Source organism: Sphaerisporangium sp. NPDC049003, from assembly GCF_043197795.1.
Classification (GTDB): domain Bacteria; phylum Actinomycetota; class Actinomycetes; order Streptosporangiales; family Streptosporangiaceae; genus Sphaerisporangium.
The window spans coordinates 160,471-176,850 of record NZ_JBICTU010000009.1 but is presented as its reverse complement, the minus strand read 5'-3'; the positions used below and the strand labels follow the sequence as shown (position 1 = coordinate 176,850).

The window sequence follows — 16,380 nt, the reverse complement described above, 5'->3', positions numbered from 1 at the left end:
TGGTTCATTGCCGCCGAGCGCCCCCGCCACGCCCGGAACCGGGAAAGTTTGCAGAGCATTTGTCCGGTAGTGATGCCTTTCGCCCATCAATCCCATTCGCACCGCCGCCAGCTCTCCGGCCGCCGCGGGTCTGCCTATGCTGTGGGCGTGGATGAGAACTTCCTGGAGGACACCTTCCAGTTGCGCACTGACTACATACCTCTGTGCGACCTGCTGAAGTACTGCTCCGTCACAGAGAGCGGCGGCGAGGCCAAGCACTTCATCGCCGAGGGCAACGTCATGGTCGACGGCGACGTCGAACTGCGCAAGACCTGCAAGATCAGAGCCGGCCAGGTCGTCAGCGGCATCGACTTCGAGATCCGCGTGGTGGCCGCCCCCTGACAAAGGCACCGAAGCCCAGACGCGCGGGGTGTCGCTCCCTCCCGGTGCTCGTGTCGCCGGGACACCCGATGACTTCCCACCCGGCATCGCGAGCGCCCACCCCCCCGCAGCGGGACCATCGCCCTCATGCGCCGAGCGGCTTCCATAACCGGTTCGGCACACCCACGAAGACCCGCTATGCTTATCCAGGCAAGCAGGCGGCCGTAGCTCAATGGATAGAGCATCTGACTACGGATCAGAAGGTTGGGGTTTCGAGTACCTCCGGCCGCGCACAGTCTGACCAGGGCGTTCCTTGATTCACAAGGAGCGCCCTTTGTCATTTCAACCTCGGGTGTAGCAGTAGATGTGAACCTCTGCTCGGCATCGCCCGACTCTGGGTCGAAGGTCGTGATCCGCTGAAGCCGGGCGAGTGCGGGTCGGTGAGATTGCTTCCCCTGACCTTCGAACACCGGCGACATCTCAAGCCAGGCGATGTGATCACCATGCACGAGATCCGAGCCCCATCGGGACCGCGCGTATCACTGTGATCAGCCTGCCCGTGACAGCCGGTTCCTAGTTGCAGTTCTAGTTGCAATCCAGCCCCGTTCACCCGTTTCGGAGGGACCAGCCACGCCCTCCTCCAGCTCGGCCAGATCCGCCGGTGTGGTCACAGTGCCGTCTGAGCGCATGACCGCTTCCCGCAGCAGCGGGTCAGCAGCCGCATGATCCTTCCTGCGGTGGTTCACCGAGATCACCATCCGGAGTGTCCCGCCGCCGTGCGGAAGCACGTAGGCGAGGATTTTGTACTCCTGGCCGTCCTCGCCGATGACGTTCTCCCAGTCCTTGTCATCGTTCTCTTCCATCACGGCGAGCTCGTCGTAACGCGCGACACGTCGCCACCGGTCCAGGTACTCCTCCGCGATCCCCGCCGCGATCTTCTCGTTCAGCTTCACCGGATCATCCTGCCGCTCGTGCCATTAGCGGCCATTAGACAGGGTGACGAGCGGTCAACCACGGTCACTCATGACCTGCCGAATGCCCAGCTCAGCGCCTCTACGAGGCGTGATCCAATGCACTTCCCAAGCTGACAGCGCAGGCTCCAACGTCCCTCTCCGAGGTCCGATGTCATAGGCGTGAGGCAGGGTGATTGAGGACAACGCTGGACCGGATCTACCCCAAGCCAGCGAGGAACCTCTAGGAGGGTGGTATGCCGAAGATCTCGAAAGGGCGGCGCGTAGGACAGGCTGCCGTAAACGCGCTGCGCACCCTGCTCGAAGATCACGATCACATCGTTCAAGAGATATCTGGGCAGAACGACTTTGGTGAAGACTTTTACGTCACCTTCACCGACGACGGGGATGTCACAAGCGACACGATCAAGGTCCAGGTCAAAGGTGGGGACAAATGGCGGCGAGGCAACGGCTACGCGGTTCCTATCGGCCAGCACGTCGACACCTGGGCGAATGGGAACATCCCCGTCTACTGCGTAGTGTACGACCCGGACACCAAGAGACTGCATTGGGCGAACGGCACCCAACAGCTCCGCCGGTTCGGCCCTCTCAGTCCGCCACGCTTCATCGGTGTTAGCCCAAACGCGGTACTGGACGACACCACCATAGATTTCTTCGTGGCCCAAGCCCGCCGCTATGTCGGACGCTACCGAGGCCGACAGGCAGTCCTTACCCATCTGGGCGAGACCCATCTGGGCGAGATGTCTGGAGTCGAATTCGATCCTACGGACCACGTTCTGCACTTCGTCAATGGCGACGACGAGGACCTCATTTTCTGGAAACGCCGGGGGACGTGGTGGCGACTCTGCTGCTCAGCACCCAAGGCTGGGAACCGGTCAGGATCCTGGCCGCCGATGATCATGCGACGGTGCGTGCGGGCGTCGTGCTGATCCTGGAAGGCCACCCCGACATCGAGGTGGCCGGCGAGGCGGCAGACGGGCACGCGGCCGTCCAGATGGCGTGAGCCGCGACCCGATGTCGTCCTGATGGACATCCGCATGCCCCCGCATGGACGGCCCGGCGGTTGATCGCGGAGTTCGCCGGGACGAGCGAGCGCAGGCCGTACGACCTCGGGGTCCTGACGCCGCGCGAGCGCGAGGTGCTGGCCTGCGTGGCACGCGGACTGTCGAACGCGGAGATCGCCCGCGAGCTCGACATGACCGAGGCCACGGCGAAGACCCACGTCAGCCGGGATGCTGGGCGAACTCGGCCTGCGCAGCCCCGTCCAGGCGGCCATCCTGTACTCAGGGACGTAGACGATCTAATCAGGCCAAGTGGATGGTCTACTCGGGGACGTACAGCGAGAGGCTCTCGGCCACGCAGGCGGGCTTGCTGGAGCCCTCGACCTCGACGGTGACGCGGAGACTGGAATGCGTGCCCGCCGGAGTGCCCTTGACGTCCAGGAGCTCGGCGCCCGCGCGGATCTTCGCTCCCACGGGCACCGGCGACGGGAAGCGCACCTTGTTGAGCCCGTAGTTGATCCCCATCTTCAGGCCCTCCACCCTGAAGAGCTCCATCATGAAGGAGGGAAGCAGGGCGAGGCTGAGGTAGCCGTGGGCTATCGGCCCGCCGAAGGGGCCGGCCTTGGCCCGCTCGATGTCGACGTGGATCCACTGGTGGTCGTCGGTGGCGTCGGCGAACAGGTTGACCTGCTCCTGGGTGACCTCACGCCACTCGGTGTACCCGAAGTGCTCGCCGGTGGCCGCCTTCAGCTCGCTCAGGTTCGCGAAGATCCGCATAGGTGGAATCTTATTCTTCCGGGGAGGATCGCGGCCAGGCTGAGCACTGGATACTCCTCCAGCTTGCCCGGGGTACGTCCGCAGGCACTACAGCTCTCCGGAGTACGACCAGCTCGCGTACCGGGTGACCTCGATCAGGATGACCGGCCCCTCAGGAACACGATCCGCATATTGCGGATATTTCGCGACCAGCGATGCCAGGGCGGGGAGTCGCTCCTCGTCGTGCTCGACGATGGTGGCGACGCCGTCGGCCCGTACCCACCACAGGGTCGCCCAGTCGTCGTCGTAGTGGTCGACCAGGACGGACACCCTCGGGTTGGCCCGGATGTTCCGCAGCCGCCGCAGGCCGGTGGTGGTGCTCTTGGGCTTGTGGTCGACGGCGGTCACGATGCGATCGCCGTCCAGGGAGAACGTCACCGGGACGAGGTGCGGCGTGCCGTCCTCGCCGACGGTGCCCAGCCTGGCCACCCGCGCGTCTCTCATCCTCGCGCGGGCCTGCTCGTCTCCACGGGTCGCCACCCGCGTATCCAAGCACGGCGCGTACGCTCCGCCCGCGATCACCGCAGGTACGGCGTGGTCAGGTGTCGGGCTGGCGGGGGTAGACGTGCTCACCCGGGTGATCGGGGGGCAGAACGCAACGGCTGTCGGCGTCGGCCTCGGCGCAGCGTACGGCTTCGTCCCGCCGCGGGAGCGGTGGCGACTCGGAACGGGGCGTTTCCATAGGCTCGCTGCCTGTTCTCCAGGGAGGGGGCACCTGGACCAGGACATGATCGCATGCGGTGGATTGATGTTCCCCCTGCCTTAGAGAACGATTTTTCACCATTTGTCGGGGTGTGGTCCGGCTGAAGCCGCGACGAGGAGGCAAGCCCGTGGTACGGCCACAGGACCCCCATTCCTTGGTCATCGGACGGCCCGGCGAGGCAGATGGACCGCCCGTTCGCTGATCACATGGAACCGGGCAGGACGGCGAGGGGAGGCCATCACGCGCGGCGTGAGCTCGGCGTCGGCCCGGAGCAACAAAGAGTTCATCGCACCTTTGGAGACCTTTGCCTTTCTTTGACCCAATTCGACAGCAATCCTGACGGGTGTCGGTCCTCGCATCCCCCGCAAGGAGGCCTCGTGCACACCCTGCAACGCCCCCGACCTTCCTGGCTGGCACGGCTCATCGTCATGCTCGCCGCGTTCACGTCCCTGATCGGCGTCGTCGGCATCACCCCCGCTGACGCGTCGGTCATCAGCTCCTGCACCATCTCCCGGTGCTCCGACGCACGGTCCGCCAAGGCGACCTGGTCCTCCAAGGGCTACCCCACCACCGCTGGCTGGTACTCCTGGCCGGACGGCAGGTACAACTACACTGGCGGCCAATTCCAGAACCGAGAGGGCCAGCTCCCCAGCGGCGCCACCTACTACGAGTACGACGTGTACTCCCGGGCACGAGGCGCCGCGCGTGACGCGTACCGGATCGTCGTGAACCGCAGCACCGGCGTGGTCTGGTTCTCGCCGAACCACTACACCGACTTCTACAGGCTCTAGGAGTCCCATGACATCCGCCGCACGTCCGCTGCCGCGATGGCTGACGGTGTCGACCGGTCCAGCGCCGGCGGTCGTCGACGGACGCTCATGCCAGACCCGCGCCGCCTTCTTCGAGGAGGCGGCGCGGGTCCTGCGCTTTCCGGACTACTTCGGCCGCAACTGGGACGCTCTCGCCGACTCCCTGCGCGACGCGACCAGTAGCGGAAACGTCGCCCTCATCGTGGACCACGCCGAGGAACTCCTCAGCGCCGAACCCCCGGAACAGTTCGCCATCTTGCTGTCCGTCTTAGCCGACGCCGCTCCCACCGGCCTGACCCTGACCCTGCGCACCGACCCCACCCACGAACCGCGACTCCGCCTGCGAATCGCCACCGCCCTCGCATGACCTGCGAGCCGCCGCGGGGCGCCGCGCCGCGATCCACGCCGATCAGCGCGCAGCGTGCCCGCTCTCGCGGCTCGACTTGTCGGAACAGGCCATTACAGGACGTTGTAATTGTTGTAAAGAGCGATCATCTACGAATGCCCGCGCCAATCTTCACGAAGATCCGTCCCAGCGTTTCAGGATATTTCGCTTCATCGTAGGCGGTGGTAGCACCCTGCCCTGAGAGGCACCCCCCAAACAAAGGCAGAGCCCATGCTCAAACGAGCCCTCGCGACCGCCGCCCTCTCCCTCGTCACATTAATCGGATTAACGCTGCCCGCCTACGCGGTGACACTGGAGCAAAAGATCGCCGCACTTTCCACGTTCTCCCAGCCCACGGCGGCCAGCGCAGCCAGCTGGCGCTCTGCCTGGCAGAACCAGGCGAGCTGGGCCGACTATGCCTTCGACTGGTCGACCGACCTCTGTTCGACCAGCCCCGACCAGCCGCTCGGCTTCGACTTCAGAATGCCATGCCGTCGCCACGACTTCGGTTACCGCAACTACAAGGCGGTGAACCAGTTCCCGGCGAACAAGTCGCACATCGACGACGCGTTCTACTTCGACATGAAGCAGGTCTGCGCGGGATACTCCACCATCCCAAGGAACACCTGCAACGGCATCGCATGGACGTACTACCAGGCGGTCAAGGAATTCGGCACCCTCAATGTAACCCAGGCGGAGATCGAGCGAATCCGCCAGAACGTCGAACAAGCCGCCAAGAACTCCGAGATGTAGCCCATCCCGCTCCCCTCACGTGCGGATTACCGCACTCTTGGGACTCCGCCGGGCCGGTTTCGTGCTGGCCCGGCACACCCAGCGGTGGTGTGATGAGCGTTGTGCGCCGCGAACACGGGCGAAACACTCACGCGGACCAGGTGAATATCACGAAAGGTCGCGGCCGACGCTCTCTTCCGGGGCGGGAGAGAGCCGGTAGATCTGAGTTTCGAGATTGATGCTGATTTCAGAATTGGTGCTGAAGTAGTAGTCCTCGGCTTCCTTGAACAGTTGCTCGATGCCGCTCTGTGAGCGTACGAACGACAACAGATTCCACGCGTCAGCGTGTCCGAGACGGATCCTGTCCGGACCGAAGCCCGGCTGGGCGTCCCCCGCGTTCCCGAGCGTTGTGGAGAAATGCCGGACGAGTTCGAAGCCGAACTCCGCGGCACGATTCGGCAGGTCGCTCATGACCAGGCGATCGCCGACATAGTTGCGGTCGTAGGCCCTGACCACGCGCTGGATCGCCTCAGGGGCGGAGAAACTGGCGTCGTTGACGTCGACCACATACAGAAGCCCACCGGGCCGCAAGATCCGGCGCATTTCGAGCAGGGCAAGATCCGGACTGCGAAGATGCACGAACAGGAAGTGCGACGTGACCACGTCGTGTGATGCATCAGCCTCACCTGTGGCGTAAGCGGTACCTTGCCGGAAATCGCACTCCGGGAAGTTCGATCGGGCTCTGGCGAGCAGTTGGGGCGCGGGTTCGACGCCCTGCACGCGGTAGCCGGCGAGTGGCTCCTCCTTCGCGATCGCCGCGAGATACTCCCCAGGCCCGCTCCCGATGTCCACCAGCGACGCGGGCGCGGGCACGAACGGTGTCGCGGCCAGGCGGGGTCGCTGCTCGGCGAGTATCAAACGGCCCTGGGCCGTCAGACGGGGCGCCTCCGTCTGGACGGCCAGCAATTCGAGGTAATGGTTCTCCTCCGCGAGGCGCTCCACCGCCAGGAGATCGTCACGCCCGTTGTCCGCGAGAAACCTGACAAGCGAGGGAACGGACACGGCGCTGCCGGTGCACGAGTGCTCCCTGGCGAGATCTCGGTGCTTGAGGTAGAACTCCTCCAGGGCCTCCTCGCCCTCTACCTTCATTACGGCGACCGCGTCGTCGCCCGAGCCGACCTCGGTATGGTAGACGAAATTCCTTCTGGCGTATCGATCGATGAGATACGGCTGTGCGCTCACGCGCACAATGAGAAAGAAACGGGACGGCCGTAGCGCCTCACAGATCTGACGCACCATCGAGGTCGCCATCTCTGCGCTGATAAGGGCGCCCCGATGGGTCGGAAGTCCAACTCGCTTGCCGATCTCAACCGTGAGCCCGCCCGTCTCCGGCAGCTCCATGGCGGCCAGGTCGGGTGCCCCCGGTTCGTAGACGTACGCGGAGATGACCGCCACGATCTTGCCATCGGATATGGCGCAAAGGTGAAGGCCCTCTGGATCTCTCTCGTGGTGTAACCTGTTCTCTTGCCAGCCTAGTTCGTCGGTGAAAACGCGTCTTCGAACGGCGAGGATCTCTTCGCCGGCATCGCGCCAGTCAAGCCATCGGACTTCTATTTCACTTCTGTTATCCATCGCCAGTCACCTCACATGGCTCGTGGAGTGGGAGTGACCATTCCGAGGTACAGCGCCCACCGTTTCGGCCCTGCCCACACTGGCTGATCATCCTTGTGATCCGCTTAAAGTCACTTCGCGGTGATTGCAGACTTTAAGGGTTGACTTCACGCGCTCCACCGGTTGCAGGATGAGGCCGGTCCCGGCGATCAGGCCGGGACGGTACGCATGCGCTCACCCGGGCCCGGGACCCAAACCGCATCAGCAGCTCTGATCCTGCCCGTCCCGATCAGTCCCGCCTGGACCAACGGGCGCGGCCGGTCTCTCCGGAACGGGGTTGAACGGGGCTGGATTGCAACTAGAACTGCAACTGGGAACTCGTCGTCACGGGCCGTGATCCCGACGATGCGTGCCGTTTCGGCGGCCGATCGCGCCTCGTGGGGACGTATGGCCTGATCTTCCTGTCTTGCGGCCCTGAGCGGAGATCAGCGGCCATCATGCGATCGTGAGGGTGATGATCCCCTGCTCAGACCTGAAAGCCGACTTCTCGGTATGCGATCATCAACGCCATGACCTCGATCAGAAAGGGCCATGCCGCGTAGGCGCCCTTCTGCGGTCCGCGCACGAGGATCGGTGTGCGGAACCCACAGAGCCTCGATCCACCATGTCCCCGGTCTCGGACGCCGGGCCATGGCCGCAGTGATCACATTGGAGCACACCCGTATGCGGCCGGGTGAGGTGGCGGCGGCATTGCTGGCTTGGACGCAAGCGGTCGTCCCCGGCACCGCCGACCGGATCGCACCTGCGTGCGTGTGCCCCGAGTGTTGCGGAGACGGGCCACGCCGGCGGCTCGAACAAGCGATCATCGCTTTGCCGCGTTGGGCTAAGCCGTACCTGTACGCCTTGGTTCTCCCTATCGACAGACGCTTCGTCGCTCGAACGTCGCCGGACCCACACGCCTCGCCCGAATGGCCATGGTGGCAGCGACGACGCTAATGAGAGGCGCCGCCGGCCGCGACCGGTGCCCACGCCGCACGCCCGGACGGCGGGCGGGTGGAGGGCCGGGTACGGCGGCGCGGCGCGCCGCCGCTTGATACATAACAGAACAAAAGGTGTGGAAGTCGATCCTCGCGAAGGCCGGTCTGCGTGACGCTCGGCTTCACGATGCGAGGCACACCGCAGGGACGCTCCACGTCGAGCAGGGCGTGAACTATGACCCTCTGCGAAGATCAAAAAGGCCCTCGTCCCGATAACGGGAGAGGGCCTTTGAAGTGCGGAGGCTCGGGGATTTGAACCCCGGATGGGCTGTAGACCCAAACCGCATTAGCAGTGCGGCGCCATAGACCTGACTAGGCGAAGCCTCCTGATGACCCGTCGGCTCGCTGGGAGGCCGACTGGCTCAGCACAGAGTACCGGCCTTGATGCTAGGCGGCAAAGTGGATTCGCCGTGGCGGCCGAACATGTCGTGGAAGGGACGCTTCCTCCCGAGCAGCCGGTCGGCCGATCTCTCGCTGTTGCCCCGGTCCGTCGCTGATCGTCCCCTGGCATTCTCCGCAATTCGCCTGGTCAGGCGCTGGTCGGCCAGGGGTGGTGCCGTGGATCGGCGTGTCCCCGCCGAAGAGGAGAGAGGTTTCCCACACTCTGTATCCACAGCCTGTGGATACAGAGTGTGGGAAGTGCGGGTCACCGCAGGACCTCGCTCTTCACCGGATCAGACTCGCCGGAGTCCTCCCGACGATCAGGCGCGGCGAGTGGCCTCGCCCTCGATCTCAATCTTGATCTTCTTGCCGACCAGGACGCCGCCCGTCTCCAGTGCGACGTTCCAGGTGAGGCCGAACTCCTCGCGCTCGATCTCGGTCTCGATGTCGAAGCCGAAGAGCTCCTGGCCCCAGGGGTTGGTGCCGGCGCCGCCGTACTCGACCTTGAGCGTGACCTCCTTGGTGACGTCACGGATCGTGAGGTCACCGGCGACCACGAGCTCGTCGCCGGAGTGGCTGACGACGCGGGTGCTCCGGAAGGTGAGCTCGGGGAACTTGTCCACCGACAGGAAGTCGTCGCTGCGCAGGTGCGTGTCGCGGTCGGCGCTACCGGTGTCGATGCTGGCGGACTGGATGGTCAGCTCGGCCGACGAATCAAGCGGGTTCTCGGCGATCGTAACGCTTCCGGAGAACTCCCCGAACCGGCCGCGGACCTTGCTCACCATCATGTGCTTGGCACTGAAGCCGATGCGGGTGTGCGCGACATCCAGGTCGAAGGTGCCGGGCTCGGGGATCGTGAGGCCTTCCCAGGCGCGAGTGCTCATGTGCCATCTCTCCGTGAAACGAGTAGTTGCCGTGCGGATGTCTTCTCCAACAGATGTCTACACGAGGAATATTCCTCACGTCAACTAACGTCGTCTAGACTATGAACGTGATTCCAGCTGATGATCCAAGGCTCACCGCGATGGGCCTGCTCTCCGAGGTCCACTCCGGGCTGGCGGCCAAGATGAACCCCGTCTTCGCGGAGGCAGGGCTGTCCGAAATCGACTGCGAGACCCTGATCCGCCTGGCGCGATCCCCCGCGCGCAGGCTGCGCATGAGCGACCTGGCGGCCCAGACGTCGCTCTCGACCAGCGGGGTGACCCGGGTCGTCGACAGGCTGGAGCGCGAGGGGCTGGTCGAGCGCGTGGCCTGTGCCAGCGACCGGCGCGCGTCCTACGCCACGCTGACCGACGCCGGCGTCGCCCGCCTGGAGGCGGTCATCCCCGAGCACCTCAAGGACATCGAGACCTGGTTCACGGGCCTGCTGGCTCCCGATCAGCTGGAGACGTTCCTGAGCGCCCTGCGGATCATCCGCGACGTCGTACGGCCGTGCGCCACCGCCGGCGCCGTCGAACCTGGCGCCGTCGAACCTGGCGCCGTCGAACCTGGCGTGGTCAGCTCTCAACGATCGTGAGCTCGCCCCGGGCGTGCATCTCGCGCAGGGCGCGTTTCGCGAACTTGCCGACGCTCGTCTTGGGCACCGTCTCGACGAACGCCCAGCGCTCCGGCACCTGCCAGCGCGCGACCTTGGCCGACAGGAACTCACGGAGCTCCGCCACTCCGGTCGTACCGTCGAGCACCACACACGCCAGCGGACGCTCCCCCCAGCGTTCGTCCGGCACGCCGATGACCGCCGCCTCCACCACGGCGGGATGGCCCATCAGGGCGTTCTCCAGCTCCACCGAAGAGATCCACTCCCCGCCGGACTTGATGACGTCCTTGGCCCGGTCGGTCAGAGTCACGTAGCCGCCGGCGTCGAGCCTGCCCACGTCCCCCGTGCGCAGCCAGCCGTCGTGGAACCGTGAGGTGTCCTCGTCCAGGTGGTACGCCCCGGTGACCCACGGCCCGCGTACCTCCAGCTCGCCCACCGCGACCCCGTCGGCGTCCAGCACGGTGTCGCCCGCGCCGACGAGCCTGCCCTCGACGCCCGCCAGGAGCCTGCCCTGGGTGACCCGCAGATCCCACGAGTCGCCGTGGGCGACGGTCGCGAGCGGTGAGGTCTCGGTCATCCCCCACGCCTGCACGACGCGGACGCCGAACTCCTCCGCGAGGGCCCGCATCAGCGACTCGGGCACCGCGGAGCCGCCGCACGTCACCAGCCGCAGGGACGACAGGTCGGAACCGTGCTGGCGGGCATGGCGCAGCACGTCCCCCCAGATCGTCGGAACCGCGCCCGAGACGGTCGGCCGTTCCTCGGCGACGACCCTCGTCAGGTGCTCCGCCTGCAGGAACCTGTCGGGCATGACCAGCGAGGCTCCCGCCATGAGCGCGGCGTACGGCAGGCCCCAGGCGTTGGCGTGGAACATCGGCACGATCGGCAGCACCCGGTCGCCCGACGAGAGGCCGACGGCGTTCGCCGTGCAGACGCTCATCGAGTGGAGGTAGGCCGACCGGTGGCTGTAGACGACGCCCTTGGGATGGCCGGTCGTACCGCTCGTGTAACACATGGAGGCCGCGGCGCGCTCGTCCAGTTCGGGCCAGTCGAAGCCGTCGGGCGCACCGTCGAGGAGCGTGCGGTAGTCGTGCAGGTCCTTGCCCGCCGACCGGAGCGCCCCGGTGTCCGCCTCGCCGACGACGATCACGTGCCGCACCGTCTTCATCTCGGGAAGGATCGGCGCGAGCAGCGGCACCAGCGAGGCGTCGACGATGACGACGTCGTCCTCGGCGTGGTTCGCGATGTAGGCGACCTGCTCGGGGAAGAGCCGGATGTTCAGCGGGTGCAGCACCGCCCCCATGCTGGGCACGGCGAGATAGGCGGTCAGATGGTCAGTGGTGTTCCAGCTGAAGGTGGCGACACGCTGGTCGCCGTCCACACCGAGCCCGCGGAGGGCGCCCGCCAGGCGAGCGGCCTCCCGCCCCAGCTCGCGGTACGGCAGGCGGTGGTACCCGTCGCCCGTGTACGTGACCACCTCGTGGTCGCCGTACAGGCCGGTGCCGTGCCGCATGATCGAGGTGATGGTGAGCGGGTAGTCGGGCATGGTGCTGCGCATCAGTGCCACCTCCGCTTTCCGAGTCTGGCCCGGGGACGGTCCTGAGACAAGCGCTCGGTCGGACCAGCGACCAGGCCCGCGACCCGTGCGCAAGCCCGTAGCCAGGTGCCGAGCCCGTAGCCCGGGATACGCCATAGGTAGCCCGGGATCCGTCGTGAGTAGCCCGGGATCCGTCATAAGTGGGCCTGGACCTCGGGCTGCCGGGACTCCACGATGACCAGATCGCCGCGGAGCTTCGCCATCGCGCGCGACACCGTGCTCTTCACGGTGCCGATGCTGATGCCGAGGGCCTTGGCGATCTCCGGCTCGCTCATGTCCTCGTAGTAGCGCAGCACGATCGCCGTACGCTGCCGGGTGGGCAGCCGGTTGATCGCCTCCTCCAGCAGCTCGTGGATCTCCCCGGGGCTAGGGCCGTCCCTGACCGGGGTCTCCGGCAGCTCCTCCGACGGGTACTCCTCCAGCTTCCTGCGCCGCCACCACGAGATGTTGATGTTGACCATGGCCCGGCGCACGTATCCGTCGAGCGAGGCCCTGTCGTTGATGCGGTCCCAGGCGAGGTAGGTCTTGGCCAGGGCGGCCTGAAGCAGGTCCTCCGCGTCGGCGGGCTGGCCGGTCAGCTGGTACGCCACGCGCAACAGTGCAGGACCGCGGGCAACCACGTACTCGCGGAACTCCTCGTCTTTACCGCTCATGCGATCACCGGTGCCATGACGAAGGGCCATGATTCATTCGAATCTCGTGGTCAGAATCGCAGCCGGAAGCCATAATGCGGCTGATCCTCAATCCAGGTTTCGCCCCGTCAACGGCAAAGATCGTTACAGTCGGGTGACCCCGTGGGGCGGCGAGTAGTTCATCCTGGAGTAGGTAATTTGCTACGCGCACTGATACGGGGGGAAAAAATCGCCCCGCCAGAGCCGGTGCCGGTGGCGAACCGTGTGACGCTAGCGGACGACCGAGGAAACTCGCGACGGCAACCGGGGAGGGGCCGATGGGAGTTGAGCGTCGCTATGCGCTGGCATCCGCCGCACTCGGCCGGAGCGGCGTCCCGCCGCAGGCCGAGGTGGAAGAGCGCCCGGCGCTCAGCGGGGTGACCGGCGAGATCCTCGACATCAGCCCGCACCTCGTCATCCTGGAGAACTCCGAAGGCGTGGAGGAGCGCCTGGTCATCGCGCCGTGGGCCACGGCCTGGCACGGCCGGCCGGTCGTACCGGCCGAGCTCCCCGTCGGCGCCCGCGTCGTCATCCGGGCCCGGCAGTCCGGCCGCGTGGCCGAACGTCTCTGGGGTGACGTCACGCGCATCACGGGCGTGATCCTCTCCCTGGGCACGGAACGCAGGGACCTGACGGTCGAGCTCGACTGCGGGCCGCACCGGGGCACTCGTACGGTCGTGATCCCCTACGGGGCCTCGGGACGCCTTCGCGTACGGCATCCGCAGCTCGAACCGGGCTTCCTGTTCGACGCCATCGGAACGCGGGTGGAGGGTACGACCTTCGCGCGGCTCCCCGCGACCTCGCAGCCCGCCTACCGGGCGACCGCCGTGCCGCCTCCCCCGCCCGCGTACGGCGGGATCCAGTCGAGGATCTCCGGAGCCGCCGCCTGGTCGGACGCCTTCGACGACGGGGAGGCCGGAGCCGCGTACCCGATGTTGGAACGTGCCGATTCCGGCTGCGAGGACGCGGGGGTGTCGTGCACCGGTCTGCCCTATCTCGCGCTGGGCTCGATGCTCTACGTCGGCAACGTGTGTGAAAGCCGCGCCCTGGTCTTGCCGATCGTCGCCTGCGGATGTATGGCGGGGCGCTTCTGCGACCGGTGCGTGGAATGCGGCACCTCGCCACGGGGCCGAATCGTGGAACTGTCACCGGTCTCCTTCGTCGAGCTCGGTGGAGACCTCGCCAAGGGATGCTTCAACGCCCGTGTCGGATTGGGGTGACCGTGGAGGTCGCAACGCTCGCCGCCGCCGCACTCACGCTCCTCGTACTGCTTCTCGTCCTCGGAAGCGTTGCCAAGATCGCGACTGCCGGGACCGACGCCGAGCCCGGCGGTCTCAGCCGGCTCGGCCCCGCGATGCTCGTCCCCGAACGCTGGCGCAAGCCTGTGCTGATCTTCTGTGCCACCGTTGAGACCACGCTCGCCTGCGGTCTGGTGCTCACCCGCAGCCCGCTGCCCCGGTGGGGGACGATCGCGTTCTTCGCCCTCGCCACGTACGTGCTGTGGGAGCTGCGCCGCCGGCGGCCCGATGTGGGGTGCGGCTGCTTCGGCGAGGCGAGCGGCTCGCCGGTGGGCCTTCGCGCGATCGGCCGGGCCGTCGTGCTGACCGCGATGGCGGTGACGGTCACGCTCGTTCCCGTAACGGGCGCCGATGTCCTGTCCGGGCTTTCCTGGGATCTGGCGATCGCGCTCGCCGCCGGCGTCGCGCTGCTGTCCGTCCTCTCCACCGAGTTGGAGGAGGCGATCGCGCGCGTCAGGTATCGCGCGCCCTGCGAGCAGCGGCCCGTACCGGCCGCGAGGACCCTCTCGCGCCTGCGGTCGAGCAGCGAGTGGCGGTCGCACGCGGCGCTGCTCGTCTCCGGGGAGCCGGAGGACACCTGGCGCGAGCTGTGCTGGCGGTTCTTCGTCTACCCCGGGCGCACCGCCGCGGGGGCCAAGGCCGAGGTCGTCTTCGCCGTGTACCTCAGCGGGCGGCGTCCGCCCGTACGGGTGGCCGTGGTCGGGGCCGAGGGGACCGGCGGGACTCTGCACGAATCTACTGGCCTATCGGCCACGCGCTAGAAACCCCTAGACAATCTAATCAAGGCGGGCGCGAAGGCCCCAGCCTGGCCCTCGCGCCCGCACACCTCGCGGCCTTCCGATGCTCGGCACCGCGAATACGACTCTCTACGGCTCTCTAGCTTCCCCTCTAGAAAGCCGTAGAGAGATCAATGGGAGCGCAGAAGACCGCGCTCGGCTTGTGGGACCCGGCGCGGCCTACAGCGGCTGCGCTCGGAGGAACTTGCCGAAGTGCGGCACGGTGAAGGCGATCAGGCCGCGCTCGGCGCTGAAGATGAGTCCCTTCTTGATGAGGCTGTCGCGGGCCGGAGACAGGCTGGACGGCTTGCGCCCGAGCAGCTCGGCGACGTCGGACGTCGGCACGGGCTCGTCGCCGACGGAGGCCATGGCGTGCATGTAGTCGCGTTCGGCGGGAGTGGCGCGCTCGTAACGGCTCCCGAAGAACCCGACCGCCAGCTCCTCCTCGGCTTCGGGAGAGGCGACCCTGATGTCCTCGGCCGTGATGGGACTGCCGGGAGCGAGATCCCAGGCGACCTTGCCGTAGGCCTGGACGAAATAGGGATAGCCGTCGGCCGCCTCGTACAACGCGTCGAGCGCCTCTTGGGTGAACTCGACCTGCTCACGCTCGGCGGGGGCGATCAGGGCGAGGTCGGCGGCCTCCCGGTCGAGGCGGTCGATGCGCGCGTAGCGGAACAGGCGCTCGGAATAGCTCTTGCTGGCGCTCAGCACACCGGGAAGGTGGGGCAGACCCGCCCCCACCACGATGAGCGGGCCGCCGCTCTGCGACAGCTCGTGACACGCGGCGCACAGGGCGGAGATGTCGGGCGCCTGCACGTCCTGCATCTCGTCGATGAACAGGGCCACGCCGACGCCCAGGTCGGTCGCGACCGAGGCCGCGTCGACGAAAAGCTCGGTGAGGTCGATCTCAAGGTCGCCCGAGTCGGCCCGGCCCCTGCCCGCGGGGACGTCGATCGCCGGCGACCAGTGGGACGTGCCCTTGGCCGCGGACGGGTCGCGCATGGCGAAGGCCTTGAGCACGCCGAGGAACTCCTCGATGCGCTCGGGGGCGCGGTGGCGGGGGGCCAGCTCGCGGATCGCCATGTGGAGCGCCGCGGCGACCGGACGGCGGATCGACTGCTCGGGACGGGCCTCGATCTTGCCGGTGCCCCAGAGCCGCTGCATGGCCATCGACTTGAAGGTGTTGAGCAGCACGGTCTTGCCGACGCCGCGCAGCCCGGTGAGGACCATGCTGCGCTCGGGGCGGCCACGGGCCACCCGCTCAAGCACGACCTCGAACTGCTGCAGCTCACGATCACGCCCGGCAAGCTCCGGAGGGCGCTGCCCCGCACCGGGGGCATAGGGATTGCGCACGGGGTCCACGCTCTCGGACTTTATGACCGGATATAGCGGCCGTCCTAGATTTTCGTAGAAAGGGCTACGGCGTGTCGCGGATCTGGGTGGGGCGCACGCCTGCCTCGCGGGCGGGGAAAGCAACGCCATGGCACACCACCCCTCACCTGGGACCTCTCGGACCGAACCCCTGTTCGATCCGATGGCCACGACTGTAGCGCTCCCTCGAACATGTGCGCGAGGATTTCCGAGTAAAACCTGCGACACAGATCCCGAACGGTCTGGTTACGCCGACACATTCGGCCGAGATCACGATTTCGTCACGAGCGCGGGCGGGGTGCCCTTACCCTGGCGTATGTCCGAGAT

The 16,380-nt window shown here is 66.7% G+C and carries 16 protein-coding genes, 2 tRNA genes and 1 pseudogene; 10 read left to right on the top strand and 9 right to left on the bottom strand.

The window, feature by feature from the left end; genetic code table 11:
- The first annotated feature begins 147 nt into the window (after positions 1-147).
- Together ACGFIV_RS12585 and ACGFIV_RS12580 are read left to right on the top strand one after the other, a co-directional pair.
- The gene (locus tag ACGFIV_RS12585; protein WP_358551021.1) at positions 148-381 is read left to right on the top strand and encodes an RNA-binding S4 domain-containing protein; all 234 of its coding nucleotides are present in this window, start codon (positions 148-150) and stop codon (positions 379-381) included.
- Between the two features lie 197 nt (positions 382-578).
- Positions 579-651 (top strand) — tRNA-Arg (locus ACGFIV_RS12580).
- Positions 652-908: 257 nt separating this feature from the next.
- Here the strand turns inward: ACGFIV_RS12580 and ACGFIV_RS12575 are convergent.
- Positions 909-1,313 carry a hypothetical protein gene (locus tag ACGFIV_RS12575; RefSeq protein WP_358551019.1) on the bottom strand — a complete coding sequence of 135 codons (405 nt, stop codon included), beginning with the start codon at positions 1,311-1,313 and terminating at the stop codon, positions 909-911.
- 254 nt (positions 1,314-1,567) lie between these two features.
- Between ACGFIV_RS12575 and ACGFIV_RS12570 the strand changes: the two genes are divergently transcribed.
- Together ACGFIV_RS12570 and ACGFIV_RS12565 are read left to right on the top strand one after the other, a co-directional pair.
- The gene (locus ACGFIV_RS12570; RefSeq protein ID WP_392834402.1) at positions 1,568-2,260 is read left to right on the top strand and encodes a DUF4365 domain-containing protein; all 693 of its coding nucleotides are present in this window, start codon (positions 1,568-1,570) and stop codon (positions 2,258-2,260) included.
- Positions 2,179-2,626: pseudogene (locus tag ACGFIV_RS12565) on the top strand (response regulator transcription factor). The gene ACGFIV_RS12570 and the pseudogene ACGFIV_RS12565 overlap by 82 nt, the downstream one beginning before the upstream one ends.
- A gap of 27 nt (positions 2,627-2,653) precedes the next feature.
- Here ACGFIV_RS12565 and ACGFIV_RS12560 read toward each other — a convergent pair.
- The gene (locus ACGFIV_RS12560; RefSeq protein WP_358551015.1) at positions 2,654-3,109 is read right to left on the bottom strand and encodes a MaoC family dehydratase; all 456 of its coding nucleotides are present in this window, start codon (positions 3,107-3,109) and stop codon (positions 2,654-2,656) included.
- A gap of 87 nt (positions 3,110-3,196) precedes the next feature.
- Positions 3,197-3,628: a TIGR03668 family PPOX class F420-dependent oxidoreductase gene (locus ACGFIV_RS12555; RefSeq protein WP_358551013.1), complete on the bottom strand. Its 432-nt coding sequence runs from the start codon at positions 3,626-3,628 to the stop codon at positions 3,197-3,199.
- Positions 3,629-4,228: 600 nt separating this feature from the next.
- On the opposite strand from ACGFIV_RS12555, the gene ACGFIV_RS12550 reads away from it, so the two are divergent.
- The 3 genes from ACGFIV_RS12550 to ACGFIV_RS12540 all read left to right on the top strand — a co-directional run bounded on the left by ACGFIV_RS12550 (position 4,229) and on the right by ACGFIV_RS12540 (position 5,798).
- Positions 4,229-4,642, top strand: a complete 414-nt coding sequence (locus ACGFIV_RS12550) for a ribonuclease domain-containing protein (RefSeq protein ID WP_358551011.1) — start codon at positions 4,229-4,231, stop codon at positions 4,640-4,642.
- 7 nt (positions 4,643-4,649) lie between these two features.
- On the top strand, positions 4,650-5,027 hold the full coding sequence (locus ACGFIV_RS12545; RefSeq protein WP_358551009.1) for a barstar family protein: 378 nt from the start codon (positions 4,650-4,652) through the stop codon (positions 5,025-5,027).
- A 249-nt stretch (positions 5,028-5,276) separates the two neighbouring features.
- Positions 5,277-5,798: a phospholipase gene (locus ACGFIV_RS12540; protein ID WP_358551007.1), complete on the top strand. Its 522-nt coding sequence runs from the start codon at positions 5,277-5,279 to the stop codon at positions 5,796-5,798.
- 147 nt (positions 5,799-5,945) lie between these two features.
- Here ACGFIV_RS12540 and ACGFIV_RS12535 read toward each other — a convergent pair whose 3' ends face one another.
- The 3 genes from ACGFIV_RS12535 to ACGFIV_RS12525 all read right to left on the bottom strand — a co-directional run bounded on the left by ACGFIV_RS12535 (position 5,946) and on the right by ACGFIV_RS12525 (position 9,690).
- Positions 5,946-7,409, bottom strand: coding sequence for a methyltransferase domain-containing protein (locus ACGFIV_RS12535; protein WP_358551005.1), 1,464 nt, complete (start codon positions 7,407-7,409; stop codon positions 5,946-5,948).
- A 1,253-nt stretch (positions 7,410-8,662) separates the two neighbouring features.
- Positions 8,663-8,752 (bottom strand) — tRNA-Ser (locus tag ACGFIV_RS12530).
- A gap of 374 nt (positions 8,753-9,126) precedes the next feature.
- Positions 9,127-9,690, bottom strand: a complete 564-nt coding sequence (locus ACGFIV_RS12525) for a YceI family protein (protein ID WP_358551001.1) — start codon at positions 9,688-9,690, stop codon at positions 9,127-9,129.
- Positions 9,691-9,791: 101 nt separating this feature from the next.
- Here ACGFIV_RS12525 and ACGFIV_RS12520 point away from each other — a divergent pair, with 101 nt between their 5' ends.
- Positions 9,792-10,322, top strand: coding sequence for a MarR family winged helix-turn-helix transcriptional regulator (locus ACGFIV_RS12520; RefSeq protein ID WP_392834394.1), 531 nt, complete (start codon positions 9,792-9,794; stop codon positions 10,320-10,322).
- On the opposite strand, the gene ACGFIV_RS12515 is transcribed toward ACGFIV_RS12520, so the two are convergent.
- Both ACGFIV_RS12515 and ACGFIV_RS12510 read right to left on the bottom strand, forming a co-directional pair.
- The gene (locus ACGFIV_RS12515; RefSeq protein WP_358550997.1) at positions 10,303-11,898 is read right to left on the bottom strand and encodes a long-chain fatty acid--CoA ligase; all 1,596 of its coding nucleotides are present in this window, start codon (positions 11,896-11,898) and stop codon (positions 10,303-10,305) included. The two genes, ACGFIV_RS12520 and ACGFIV_RS12515, sit on opposite strands and share 20 nt — an antisense overlap.
- A gap of 173 nt (positions 11,899-12,071) precedes the next feature.
- The gene (locus tag ACGFIV_RS12510) at positions 12,072-12,590 is read right to left on the bottom strand and encodes a SigE family RNA polymerase sigma factor (RefSeq protein ID WP_358550995.1); all 519 of its coding nucleotides are present in this window, start codon (positions 12,588-12,590) and stop codon (positions 12,072-12,074) included.
- A gap of 296 nt (positions 12,591-12,886) precedes the next feature.
- Here ACGFIV_RS12510 and ACGFIV_RS12505 point away from each other — a divergent pair, with 296 nt between their 5' ends.
- Together ACGFIV_RS12505 and ACGFIV_RS12500 are read left to right on the top strand one after the other, a co-directional pair.
- Positions 12,887-13,828: a hypothetical protein gene (locus tag ACGFIV_RS12505; protein WP_358550993.1), complete on the top strand. Its 942-nt coding sequence runs from the start codon at positions 12,887-12,889 to the stop codon at positions 13,826-13,828.
- Between the two features lie 2 nt (positions 13,829-13,830).
- Positions 13,831-14,667, top strand: coding sequence for a MauE/DoxX family redox-associated membrane protein (locus ACGFIV_RS12500; RefSeq protein WP_358550991.1), 837 nt, complete (start codon positions 13,831-13,833; stop codon positions 14,665-14,667).
- A gap of 195 nt (positions 14,668-14,862) precedes the next feature.
- Here ACGFIV_RS12500 and ACGFIV_RS12495 read toward each other — a convergent pair whose 3' ends face one another.
- Entirely contained in the window at positions 14,863-16,044 is a 1,182-nt protein-coding gene (locus tag ACGFIV_RS12495; RefSeq protein ID WP_358550989.1) for an ATP-binding protein, read from the bottom strand.
- Between the last annotated feature and the right edge of the window lie 336 nt (positions 16,045-16,380).